This window comes from Streptomyces sp. NPDC096311 (genome assembly GCF_044763085.1).
GTDB lineage: Bacteria > Actinomycetota > Actinomycetes > Streptomycetales > Streptomycetaceae > Streptomyces.
Genome location: NZ_JBIWFN010000018.1, coordinates 230,974 through 243,226, shown reverse-complemented (window position 1 = coordinate 243,226; position 12,253 = coordinate 230,974). Strand labels below are relative to the sequence as shown.

Here is a 12,253-nt window from a genome sequence, read left to right as displayed (position 1 = left end):
CCGGACAGATCAACGCAAGGACAGTCCAGCAGGACGTCAGTCAGTGATCGGGTCACGGCCACCGGAGACCCGCGTATCACTATGACTGTCAGTGGTCGCCACTATGTTCAGTCGTGTCCCGCCGAAGTGGCGTGGAAGTCCCCTCTGATGCATAGGAGATGGTGCGTTGTCGGATTGGGAGAGGTCGAGCACGGCACGGGTGACGGTGCCCGCGCGGCCGCGGAAGCTCGCCAAGGTGCCCTTCGTCGAGCTGGCCGACGGACGCCTCCAGGGTGTGGTGTCCAGCGGCTCGGACATCGAGCGGGTCTACGTCTCGTCGGTCGCGGCCGGCACCTACGCGTTCGCCTGCAGCACCAACAACAACCGCCCCTGCGGCGGCGCGCGGGGTATGTTCTGCAATCACATCCGGGCCCTGATCAACGAGGCGGTGCTTCAGTACGGCGCCGAGCGCGTCGCCCGCTATCTGAGGGTCGAGCTCGCGGACGGCGAGCCGAGCGGACCGGCCATCGCCCACGTCATGGGCAACACACGACCGGCGCAGGGAGACACCAAGGCCGCCGCGCCCGTCTTCAGCCGGTTCCTGCGCCACCTGGCCTATCTCGAACTCGCCCCGACCACCGCGCCGTTGCCGGAGATGCAGTGGTTCCCGCCGACCAGGGCGGTGGCGTGATGCGCGCGGATCTGCTCTCCGACCCCATCGCCGGGCTCGACGAAGCGCTGGCGGCCGTCGACGCCTTCGACCAGGCTCTCGTCGCGGGCCTGCTGCGTCCGCAACCCGCCCAGGCCGCCGGTCTGACCGAGCTCGCGCACGCCGTCGCGGGGACACCGCTGGCCGCCCGGGTCTCCGAGGCGGCGGCGAAGGCGGCGGCCGGGGCAGCGGGCGAAGACCACTTCGTCGCCCTCGCCGCCGCCCGCACCGCACTGCTCGGCTCCGTCCACGACGCACTGATGACCCGCGTCACCGAGGCGACCGGTCGCCCCCGCGGCGAGGAGGCCGTCCCGGCAACCGGTGGGCGGCAGGCGGCGAACCTGCTCGCCGCCGCCCGCGCCTGGTTCTGCGATCTCGCACGGGCCGGATGGCAGGGCATCGACCACGAAGTGGTCTCCGGGGCGGCGCAGGTCGTCTCCGCGATGCTTCCGGACCCGTCCCTGCGCCGACCGGCGACGCTCCTCGACGGCTTCGCCGCCGAACTCGCCGCGTCCTGCCCGGGCTCCGCCCTGGAGAGGATCCCGGCACGCCGCTGGGGCGACCTCTGGGCACGCGGGATACTGCTGACGCTGCCCGGTGCCGCCGACGTGCCCACGCCGGGTACCGCCACCGGTCGTCTGCTGCCCCTGGGAGTCGACCTCCAGGAACACGCGACCGCGGCACAGGCCCAGGTCCACGCGGTGTTCGAACCGGCCGACGGCTCCGCGCCCGGCCTGGTGCGCGCCACCGTGTCGGTGCCGAAGCCCGACACGGTCGTCGGAGCCGGCCTCTGGCAGCTGCTGCGGCCGCACATGTCGCTTCTGGCAGCCGTCGGCGAAGGCCGCTCGATGGAGCTCACCGACATGCCGGTCACCGCCGAGGGCGACCTGATCTGGAGCGACGAGCACGCCCGCCCGAGCCAGCCCGCCGACGCCTTCACCACCGCCCGCGTCGCCCTGCCCATCGCCGCCGACCCGGCGACCGCACCGCTGGACCGGCACCCGACGCGCATCGCCGTCCCCGTGTTCCTGGAGGGCTACGCCGCCCAGCAGGAGGACGAGACGATGACGTTCACGGTCGCCGGACACCCTCTCGCCGTCGACACCGACCGCGTTCCGACCGCCGGCCCGCTCACCCCCGAGTCCGTCGCGACATCGAACGCCTGCATAGGGCTGCTCCGCTGGGACGCCGGAACGTATCGCGTCCAGCCCTTGGCCGTCGAGACGACCGTGCGGAAGAAGCCCGTCGCCCTCCACGCCGGGGCATGGGCCGGGGGCACGACCGACAAGGTCGGCGTCAAGGCCGAGAAGGCCGCGACCGACACCGTGGCCGTGCTCCGGGAGCGCGCCGGAAGGCTGCTGCGGAAATGACCGACGCGACGACCTCACCCCAACCGCACCCCGAAGCGGACCCTCACGACTCTCACCACTCTCACGACAACCGCCGTCAGGTTCTGTACTGGCGGCTCCTCGCCCGGCTCTTCGACCACGAGGAGCAGGCGACGCTGGAGTCGGCGAGCCTCGCCGTCGTCGAGGACATCGGCCTGCCGTCCGCGCTGCTGGACCCCGGCGACTCCGTCGACTCGATCGTGCAGCGCCACCCGGACCTGGCCGAGGAGTTCGACGGTCTGATGGTGCCCGAGGCCGACGACGAGGCCCGGGACCGGGCCGCCGAAGTGCGACGCGCGGCACTGGTGTCGAAGGTGCTGCTCAACGTCTTCGCCGCCGGCACCGGCACGGTCACCGCCGGACAGCTGGCACGCTGGCAGTCCGACGCGGGCTGGCTGGAGCGCGCACTCGGCTGCAAGCCGGGCGAACTGCGCGGTGGCCGCGCCGGCGCGGGGTCCGGGGCAGGCACCGCGGGACCCGGGGTCAGCCCGACCGGTACCGGCGGCCCGGGCACGACCCCCGACCTCAGCCGGCTGATTCCGGCGATCGGCCCGGAACTCGGCGCGATCGAGGCCGACCTCGTCAAGCGCATGCGCCTGCGCGAGGTGCTGGCCGATCCTCAGCTCGCCGCGCAGCTGACCCCGAGCATGTCGCTGATCGAGCAGCTGCTGCGGGACAAGAACAACCTGTCGGGCGTAGCCCTGGCCAACGCCAAGGCCCTGATCCGCCGATTCGTCGACGAGGTCGCCCAAGTGCTGCGCACCCAGGTGGAGAAGACCACGGTGGGCGCGCTCGACCGCTCGGTCCCGCCCAAGCGGGTGTTCCGCAACCTCGACCTCGACCGCACGATCTGGAAGAACCTCACCAACTGGAGCCCGGAGGAGGAGCGGCTGTACGTCGACCGCCTCTACTACCGGCACACCGCGCGCAAGACGACGCCGCAACGGCTGATCGTCGTCGTGGACCAGTCGGGCTCGATGGTCGACTCGATGGTGAACTGCACCATCCTGGCCTCCATATTCGCCGGGCTGCCCAAGGTGGACGTCCATCTGATCGCGTACGACACCCAGGCGCTCGATCTCACCGCATGGGTGCACGACCCCTTCGAGACCCTGCTGCGCACCAACCTCGGGGGCGGCACCGACGGCACGGTCGCCATGGCCCTGGCCCAGCCGAAGATCGCCGAGCCCCGCAACACCGTCGTGGTGTGGATCTCCGACTTCTACGAATGGCGGTCCGAGCCGCTGTTCGACAGCATGGCCGCCATCCACCGCTCGGGAGCCAAGTTCATTCCGGTCGGCTCGGTGACCAGCTCCGGCCGCGGCAGTGTCAACCCGTGGTTCCGGGAGCGCTTCAAGGACCTCGGTACGCCGGTGCTCTCCGGCCACATCCGCAAGCTCGTCCACGAGCTCAAGACGTTCCTCGCCTAGGCGTCCTGCCCGCTCAGACACTCCTCGCTCATCTTTTCTCCGTTCAGAAAGGCCCTGTGATGTCCGACCTGTTGCGCGCCCCCGCCGAGATCAAGTTCGCCGAGGAACTGGACTGGCTGGAGTCGATCGACGACAACCCCAAGCCCTTCTCCTGGCGGCTGTCCCCGAAGATGGTCCGTCTGTTCATCCTGGGTTCCGAGCGTTCCGACGGCCTGGACCGGGAGATCTCGCAGAAGTGGTTCGGTGACCGCAGCTTCGTCGAGCGCTCTATCGTCACGCTCGCCTCCGACCGTGGTCTGCTGCTCATCGGCGACCCCGGCACCGGCAAGAGCTGGCTGGCCGAGCTGCTGTCCGCCGCGATCTCCCGCAACTCCACGCTGGTGGTGCAGGGTACGGCCGGCACCACCGAGGACCACATCAAGTACTCCTGGAACGTGTCCATGGTCATCGCCAAGGGGCAGTCGCGGGACTCGATGATCCCCTCGCCGATCATGACCGCGATGGAGACCGGCGCGATCGGCCGTTTCGAGGAACTCACCCGCTCCACCAGCGATGTCCAGGACGCGCTGATCTCGATCCTGTCCGAGAAGTACATCTCGGTCCCGGAGCTGGACAGCGACAACATCGTCTTCGCCCAGCCCGGCTTCTCGATCATCGCCACCGCCAACAGCCGTGACCGGGGCGTCAACGACCTGTCCTCGGCGCTCAAGCGCCGCTTCAACTTCGTACGCATCCCCGTGGTGACGAACAAGAAGAGCGAGGCGGAGATCGTCCGCTTCCGCACCGAGGAACTGCTGGGCCGTCACCAGATCGAGCTGGACGTGCCGCCGACCCTGCTCGACGTGCTGCTGCAGAGCTTCGCCGACCTGCGCGCCTCCGCGGCCGCGGCCGGCAGCGACGACGAGAAGCTGGAGTCCGCGCTGTCCACCGCCGAGCAGATCGGCGTGCTCGAGGACGCGATCCTGCACAGCAACTTCTTCGGCGAACGCGCCCTGACCGCCCACACCCTGGCCTCCTCGCTCGTCGGGTCACTGGCCCGGCGCGAGCCCGAGGACCTGGCCATCCTCAACAAGTACCTGCACGGCGTGGTCGAGCCGCGCAGCAAGGAAGAGGGCGGATCCTGGCCGGAGTTCCTGGAGGGCGGCCGCGACGCGATCGCCACCCTGTCATGAGCGGCACGCACGAGAGCACGCGGGACGGGACCATGAGCGGCGCACACAGGAGCACGGACAGGACCACGCACAAGTCCACGCACGAAGGCACCTTCGAAGCGCTGCGCGCGCAGTTGCAGGGGGCCGCCGCGACGCTGGCCGACGGGCCCGACGCCCTGGAGGGCGTCCTCCTCGGCATCGTCGAGGACGTCGACCGCGCGGTGCGCGAGCCCCTGGAGATCTTCCCCGTCTGCCACCACTCGCCCGCCTCCGCGCTGGCCATGGCACGCCGCCTGCGGGAGAAACAGCCGAAGGTCGTATACCTGGAGCTGTGTGAGGACATGGCGCCGCTGCTGACCGAACTGCGCAACTGCAGGCTCCCGGTGGCGGTTCAGGCCTTCGCGACCGAGATCGACGGCTTCCCGGCCGAGTGGTCTCCGCTGTCGGTGGTCGCACCGATCACCGAGGCCTCGGCCGAGTACCAGGCGATCGCCTACGCACTGGACACGCCCGGTGTCGAACTCGTCCTCGTCGACCGTTCCTCGGACCACGTCTTCCAGTGGGACACACGCGGGACGCACGCCGGCGAGCCCGCCGACTCCGACGCCCCGCCCGCCGAGGAGGAGGCCGCACTGCACGGCGACGCGGTCGGCGTGGAGATCGGCGACCTGCGCCCGCGCTTCGCCGAACTGGAGGAACACCTGCTGCGGCACGGCAGGGTGCGGCACTGGTCGGAGTGGTGGCACCAGTACGTCGAACTGCCGCTCGGCGACAGCGACCACGACACCTACCGCCAGGTGATGCTGCTGATCGGCAGCCTCTTCCGGCGCCTCGCGCCCGGCGACCCGCACCGGGTGCGGGTGGACGAGGACCGCGAGCGCTACATGTGGACCAGGATGCGCCAGCACCTGGCCGCGACCGGCACCGATCCCGACGACTGCCTCTATGTCTGCGGAGCCTTCCACGCGGCCAGCCGGGTCGAGGAGTTCGGCGTCCACGGCACCGACACCTTCGAGATCACCCCGCGCAGCGCGACCAAGTGGCAGCACGGCCTGATCCCGTCCAGCCACGCGGCGATCGAGGCGCAGTTCGGACTCGCCGCCGGTTCGGTGTCGATCGCCGCGACCGTCTGGGCGAAGAACGTCAGCCGTACCCGTGTGCGGCCCTACCGGCTGGCGGGACAGGCGGGCGCGAAGAAGTCGAGGGCGAAGAAGACCGTGGCCGCGGCGGCTCCGGTACCGGCGCTCCCACCCGCGGACAAGCTGACCGGCTTCCTGCGGCGACCACCCGTCCTCGACCGGCTGGACGAGGACGAACTGCTCGGCTGGTCCGTGGAGATCGTGCGGGCAGCGCGCCGCAACGGCTACCTCGCCTCCACCGCCGACGCCATCGCCGTGTTCGAGACGTCGATCCTGCTGGCCGGGATGCGCGACCGGGCCAGGCCGACGCCGTACGACTTCCAGGACGCTGCCGTCACCTGCATCGAGAAGGACACCGTGCCGGGCCGGCGCGATGTGCGCCGGCTCGTGGAGATCATGATGGGCGGCGACCGGGTCGGCCAGGTCGGCTACGACGCGCTGCCACCGCTGGCGCGCGACGTGCACGACCGGCTCGCGCCGCTGAACCTCAAGCTCCAACAGCGCGGCGTGCAGAGGGCGTTGCTGAACATAGCCGCCCAGCCGGAACTGGAGCGTTGCTCCGACGTGCTGTGGATGCTGCGCCGTCTGCTGCCCCAGGGTGCCGCGCGGCCGATCATGGGCGAGCGGAAGCTGGGGGAGCGGTCGATCCAGGAGTCGTGGGACCTGGCGCTGGGCACCCACCAGCGTGCGCTCATCGAGCTCGGCTACGAGGGCGTCAGCATCGAACAGGTCCTTGAACAGCGTCTGCGCCGGACGGTGTACGGCCCGCAGGCCACCACGGCGACCGTTCTGGGAACCGTCGAGGACGCGACGCTGTATCTGCGCAGCCGCCGCCTCGCGGACGAACTGGGCACCCGCGCGCTGGAGGTGCTGGCGACCGAACGCAGCGTCGACGGCGCGCCGGAGGTGCTGCGCCGGGTGCGCCGGCTGCTGGCGTACTACCGCACCAGCGAGCCGACGCTGCCGCCATGGATCGAGTCCTTCGTCAAGGCCGGGTACGCGCACTACTGCACCCTGCTGCCCACGGCGTTCACCGACGAGGATGCCACCGTCGGTCACGTGGCGGCGATGCTGGGCTTCCTGTTCAGCATGGAGAGCCTGGCGCTGTCGCTGGGCTGTGACCGTACCCAACTGGAACTGGCCGTCGGCCAGTCGCATCCGGCGGACCCCTCGAAGACGGCGCTGCTGTGGGCGGCGCAGACACAGCTCGGGAACCTCTCCCGGGCCGACCTTCGGGCGCGGTGCGACGAGTTGCTCGGCAACCCTCTGGTGGTGCCCGCCTATCCGCGCTACCTCAGTGGCTTCGTACACGCCCTGGAGCCGGTCCCTGCCCTCACCGACTTCGTCGTGGAAGCAGTGTCGAACGCGTTCGGGCGGCTGCCGGACCCGGTGCTCCTGCCCTGGCTGCCCGCCCTGATCACTACTTTGCGTGCGAGCGGCACAGAGCTGGCCCCGCTGCTGATCCGGGAGGCCGGACGGATCTTCCCCGGCCGGCTGGCGGCGCTGGACGCGTGGGTGCCGCCGTGGCGGGCGCAGTCGGTGCCGGAGGCCGCGCCCTCGGCGCGCGGCGCGGACGACGGCCCCGGCGCCGCGCTGCTTGTCGCCCACCCCGCGACCTGCGACGCGGTGGCGAGCCTGCTGGGCTGTGAGGGTACGTGGCGGACGGCGGCCCCCGGCCCGTCCGGTGCGGCGCTGCTCGGTCTTCATCCCGATACGGCACTGGCATTGGAGGCGCTGCTGGCCGGCCCCTGACATCGGGCCCGAGAAGGCTCGTCCCTCTTCCAACCGGGTGCTAACCGAGGCCGAAGTCCCCAGGAAGTGGCGCGAGTCGGAAGAGTCGCGCGGGGACGGCGTCGGCGAGGAGCTGGTAGCCGGCCGGATTGAGGTGGAGGTGGTCGCCGACGTCGATCGCGGTCCGCAGACGGGCCGGTTGCCCGGGGTCTCTGGCCGCCCGGTCGAAGTCGACGACGGCGTCGAAGCGGCCGCTCGTGCGGATCCACCGGTTGACCGCCTGCCGGGAGGCCTCCCGGTACCCGGCCGCGTCGTCGTACCCGGTGTTGCCCCCGAAGGGCGTCAAGGTCGCTCCGTAGACCCGGATGCCCTGTGCGTGCGCCCTCACGACGATCTGTTCGTAGGCCGCGATCAGATCCGCCGTGACCTGTTTCTGGGCGGCTTCGGTGGGCTCGGCGGTGCCGATGTCGTTGACGCCCTCGAAGACCAGCAGCCACGCGACACCACTCTGCGCGAGGACGTCACGGTCGAGTCGGGCGAGAGCATTGGGACCGAGACCGTCGTGGAGCACGCGGTTGCCGCCGGCCGCCTGGTTGAGGATCGCGACCCCGGCCGAACCCTCCTCGGCCTGCAACCGCCTGAGCAACTCGTCCGGCCAGCGGTTGTTGAGGTTGGTCGTGGAACCGCGACCGTCGGTCAGCGAGTCGCCCAGCATCACGGCCGCCGCCCCGGTGCGAGGCGACCATGTCTCGACGCCGCTGAGGAAGTACCAGTGGTCGGTGGGGGTGGCTCCGGGCAGGTCCTCGTCCTCGGCGTGGTTGCCGGACAGGAGGTAGGAGGTGGTCCGGGATCCGGGGTGGGAGGTGATGCTGGTGGACGCCTGACCCTCGGCCAGGTAGGCCGTCACGGTGAGGTTGGCCCCCGGGGCGAGGTCGAAGTCCAGGGGGTCGGAGACCATGGGGGCTCCCACCGGAACCACCACCGAGGAGCGGCCGCCGAAGGTCACCGGCCGGGAGGTGCCGGGCCGGATCGCGCTGACGCCCGCCTGCCCGTCGAGGGGCAGCGCCACGGAGACCGAGGTGATCGGCAGCTCCGCGCCGCCGAACGCGTTGGAGAAGCGCAGCCGCAGATGCCGTCCGCCGACCGACACATGGATGGTCTGCCGCAGGGTCGCGTCGGTGAGCACCCGGCCGTCCCGCGTGAACGGTGCGGGCGGCATGTTGGCGGGTTCGGTGAGCTGAGGCATGGAGACCCAGGTGTTCACCCAATGCCCGTTCGACGACTGATGCGTTTCAGCGGGGCGAGACGACCCGAGGCCGGCGTCCGCCGCCCGCACGGCGGACGAGGCGACCACGAAGGCGGCCGCGAGTAACCCCGCGACCACCAGGCTTACGATCGACGATCTTCGATTCATGGATGTGCGCCCTCCCAATTCCCCGTGCTGCGGGGTTTTCAGTGATGCCGGTGAGGAAGCTGAACCGGTTCAGTGGCGCACGCTAAGGCATCCCGCCGGGAGGCCGGCCTACGCTTCCCGGCCGTTCTGCACGGGGCGGCTGCGGGGCGGCTGCGGAGCAGCTATTGGGGGGCGCCCGCGGGGGGCCTGCGGGGCGGTTGTGGGATCGCCCACGGGGCCCGTTGACACACCTCAGCGGGCGAATCTACGGTTGCCGGAACGTTCCGGCACCCCTTGCGCCGGGCCCGCGCGCACGTGCGGCGTGCCGAACGGAAGCGAGCGACCCCATGGGCATCCCGTCCGCCGACTGGCTGGTGCGGCCGATCGGTCCTGTCGACGAAGCCGCGGTGTCGGCGGTGCTCGCGGAGCGGTTCGGGGTGACAGGAACTGTCCACGACCTGGGCAGTCAGCAGGACCGCAACTACCGCGTGCGTACGGGGACGGGGGACTACGTCCTCAAGATCGCGAACCCCGCCTCGGACCCGTCCGCACTGCGCGCCCAGTGTGCGGCCGTGGAACGCCTGTCCGACGCGATGTCCGGGCTGAGGCTGCCGCGAGCCCACGCCGGCGTCGACGGCGAGGTGGTGCAGCGGCTCAGCGCGGGCGGTGTGGATCTCGTATGCCGTCTGCTGGACTACGTGCCCGGTGAGCCGATCATGGACAGCCGCTATCTCGCACCACCGGTCGTGGCCAGGCTCGGCGAACTCGCCGGACGGGTCGTGGCCGGGCTCGCCGACTTCGCGGGCGTGGAGCAGGAGCGGCCCCTGCTGTGGGATCTGCGCAACGCGCTCACCGTCGTCGAGACGCTCGCTCCCCACCTGCCCGACCAGGAACGGGCCGCCTGGGTGCTGTGCGCGTCCCGGGCCGCGCACACCCTGCTGGAGCCGTTCGTGGACCGCCTGCCGGTGCAGGTGATCCACGGTGATGTCACCGACAACAACGTGGTCTGCGAACCGGCTGCGGACGGCCGCCGGATGCCGGTCGGCGTGATCGACTTCGGTGACCTCGGTCTCGGCTGGACGGTGGCCGAACTGGCGGTCACCTGCGCCTCCGTGCTCCACCATCACGGGGCCGGACCGGCGTCGGTGCTGCCCGCCGTGCACGCCTACCACGCGGTGCGACCTCTCGCGAACGAGGAAGTGGACGTGCTGTGGCCGCTGGTCGTGCTGCGGACCTCCGTCATGGTGGTGAGCGGCCAGTACGACGCCCTGTTGGACCCCGGCAACAGTTACGCCTCGGTGGCGCTGGACCGCGAGTGGGCGATGTTCGAGGCCGCGGTGTCCGTCCCGGCCGAGGTGATGACGGCCCAGCTGCGATATGCCCTCCGCCGCCCGTCGGCGCAGCTCCTGCCGGTGGCCGAACATCCGCTGCTGCCTGGCCTGCCGGACGACGTGGCGAGCCTCGACCTGTCCGTGTCGAGCGAGGAGCTGCACACGGGACGCTGGCTGGCGCCCGACGCCGAAACCTCCCTGGCCCGGGCCGCCCTGACGGCCGGACACACGGCGGTACGGACCCGGCACGGTGAATTCCGGCTGACCCGCACCACCGTCGACGACTCCGTCCCTGCCGCGACCTGCGCACTCGGCGTGGAGCTCCACCTCGGCGGTCCGGCGGAGATACGGGCACCCTGGGCGGGCACGGTCACCCGGCACGGCGACACCGGCGTGACGCTGCACACCGGAGGCCTGGACCTGCTGCTGGACGGAGTCGACGCAGAGGTCCAGCCGGGCCCCGTGGTCTCCGGGCAGCAGCTCGGGACGGTGGCCGCCCGCGAGGGCGTACGGGCGCTGCGCGTCCAACTCTTCCGGCCGTGCGCCACCACGGGCCGACCGCCACGGTTCGCGCCGCCGGAACTGGCCGCCGGATGGCTGGAGATGTGCCCCGACCCGACCCGCCTCCTCCTCGCCCCTGACGCCCCTGACACGCCGTCCTTCGCTCCCGACGACGCGCCGCTCTCCGCCCGTGACGCCCAACAGGCCGTCACGGAAGCGGAGTTGCTGGAGCGGCGCGCGCACTCCTTCGCCTCCGTCCAGGAGCACTACTTCGAGACGCCGCCCCAGATCGAACGCGGCTGGCGGCACCACCTGGTGGACACCCGGGGCCGCGGCTACCTCGACATGCTGAACAACGTGACCATCCTCGGCCACGGCCACCCCGGGCTCGGCGAAGCCGTGCACCGGCAGTGGCAGCGGCTGAACACCAACTCCCGTTTCCACTACGCCTCGGTGGTCGAGTTCTCCGAGCGACTCACCGGACTCCTCCCGGCCGAGCTGGACACCGTGTTCCTGGTCAACAGCGGTTCCGAGGCCGTGGACCTCGCGCTCCGGCTCGCCTGGGCGGCGACCGGACGACAGGACGTGGTCGCGGTGGAGGAGGCGTACCACGGCTGGACCTACGCGAGCGACGCGGTGTCGACTTCGATCGCCGACAACCCGAACGCGCTCGCCTCACGGCCGCCGTGGGTGCACACCGTCGCGGCGCCCAACTCCTACCGGGGCCGCCACCGGGGACCGCAGTCGCGGCGGTACGCCCCCGAAGCCGCCGCCAGGATCCGCGAACTGGCCGTCCAGGGGCACCCCTTGGCCGCCTTCGTGTGCGAGCCGTACTACGGCAACGCGGGCGGCATGGCCCTCCCCGACGGATATCTCCGGCAGGTGTACGAGGCCACCCGCGACGTCGGCGGGCTGTGCGTCGCCGACGAGGTCCAGGTCGCTTACGGCCGGCTCGGCTCGCACTTCTGGGGATTCGAACAGCAGGGCGTGGTGCCGGACATCGTCACCGTCGCCAAGGCGATGGGCAACGGGCATCCGCTGGGCGCGGTGATCACCCGACGCGAGATCGCCGACGCCTACCGTACGCAGGGCTACTTCTTCTCCTCCGCGGGCGGCAGCCCGGTCAGTTCGGTGGTCGGGCTCACCGTCCTGGACGCACTGCGCGACGAGGACCTTCAGACCAACGCCCGTGAGATCGGCACCTACCTGAAGGACCGGCTCCTCGAACTGGCCGGGCGGCACGCACTGATCGGCGCGGTGCACGGCTCGGGGCTGTATCTGGGCGTCGAGTTCGTCCGGGACCGCGAGAGCCTGGAACCGGCGACCGAGGAGACGGCCGCGATCTGCGACCGGTTGCGGGAACTCGGCGTGATCGTCCAGCCGACCTCGGACCGGCAGTGCGTGCTGAAGATCAAGCCGCCGCTGTGTCTGACCCGGCGGAGCGCCGACGTGTTCGCCGACGCGCTGGACGACGTACTGACGCACGGCTGGTGACACGGGA

7 protein-coding genes are annotated in these 12,253 nt (G+C 71.1%); 6 read left to right on the top strand and 1 reads right to left on the bottom strand.

Features of this window, described 5'->3' with window-relative positions:
* Nucleotides 1-166: 166 nt before the first annotated feature.
* Genes ACIRA5_RS38095 through ACIRA5_RS38075 form a run of 5 tightly spaced genes read left to right on the top strand, consistent with a single transcriptional unit; the run spans nucleotide 167 to nucleotide 7,548 of the window.
* Nucleotides 167-670: a hypothetical protein gene (locus tag ACIRA5_RS38095; protein WP_403698843.1), complete on the top strand. Its 504-nt coding sequence runs from the start codon at nucleotides 167-169 to the stop codon at nucleotides 668-670.
* A complete protein-coding gene (locus tag ACIRA5_RS38090) occupies nucleotides 640-2,058 on the top strand; it encodes a hypothetical protein (protein ID WP_403698841.1) in 1,419 nt (472 codons plus the stop codon). Before ACIRA5_RS38095 ends, ACIRA5_RS38090 begins: the two co-directional genes overlap by 31 nt.
* Nucleotides 2,055-3,506 carry a VWA domain-containing protein gene (locus tag ACIRA5_RS38085; protein ID WP_403698839.1) on the top strand — a complete coding sequence of 484 codons (1,452 nt, stop codon included), beginning with the start codon at nucleotides 2,055-2,057 and terminating at the stop codon, nucleotides 3,504-3,506. The genes ACIRA5_RS38090 and ACIRA5_RS38085 overlap by 4 nt, the downstream gene beginning before the upstream one ends.
* Before the next feature lie 59 nt (nucleotides 3,507-3,565).
* On the top strand, nucleotides 3,566-4,678 hold the full coding sequence (locus tag ACIRA5_RS38080) for an AAA family ATPase (protein WP_352050774.1): 1,113 nt from the start codon (nucleotides 3,566-3,568) through the stop codon (nucleotides 4,676-4,678).
* Nucleotides 4,679-4,710: 32 nt separating this feature from the next.
* Nucleotides 4,711-7,548 (top strand): hypothetical protein, encoded by a 2,838-nt coding sequence (locus ACIRA5_RS38075; protein WP_403698869.1) that lies wholly within the window; start codon nucleotides 4,711-4,713, stop codon nucleotides 7,546-7,548.
* Between the two features lie 40 nt (nucleotides 7,549-7,588).
* On the opposite strand, the gene ACIRA5_RS38070 is transcribed toward ACIRA5_RS38075, so the two are convergent.
* A complete protein-coding gene (locus tag ACIRA5_RS38070; protein ID WP_403698837.1) occupies nucleotides 7,589-8,941 on the bottom strand; it encodes an SGNH/GDSL hydrolase family protein in 1,353 nt (450 codons plus the stop codon).
* Nucleotides 8,942-9,267: 326 nt separating this feature from the next.
* On the opposite strand from ACIRA5_RS38070, the gene ACIRA5_RS38065 reads away from it, so the two are divergent.
* A complete protein-coding gene (locus ACIRA5_RS38065) occupies nucleotides 9,268-12,246 on the top strand; it encodes an aminotransferase (protein WP_403698835.1) in 2,979 nt (992 codons plus the stop codon).
* Nucleotides 12,247-12,253 lie beyond the last annotated feature (7 nt).

Coding starts and splice junctions, on each gene's coding strand:
- ACIRA5_RS38065 (WP_403698835.1), top strand. CDS start 9,268: ATGGGCATCCCGTCCGCCGACTGGCTGGTGCGGCCGATCGGTCCTGTC.
- ACIRA5_RS38085 (WP_403698839.1), top strand. CDS start 2,055: ATGACCGACGCGACGACCTCACCCCAACCGCACCCCGAAGCGGACCCT.
- ACIRA5_RS38080 (WP_352050774.1), top strand. CDS start 3,566: ATGTCCGACCTGTTGCGCGCCCCCGCCGAGATCAAGTTCGCCGAGGAA.
- ACIRA5_RS38075 (WP_403698869.1), top strand. CDS start 4,711: ATGAGCGGCGCACACAGGAGCACGGACAGGACCACGCACAAGTCCACG.
- ACIRA5_RS38070 (WP_403698837.1), bottom strand. CDS start 8,941: ATGAATCGAAGATCGTCGATCGTAAGCCTGGTGGTCGCGGGGTTACTC.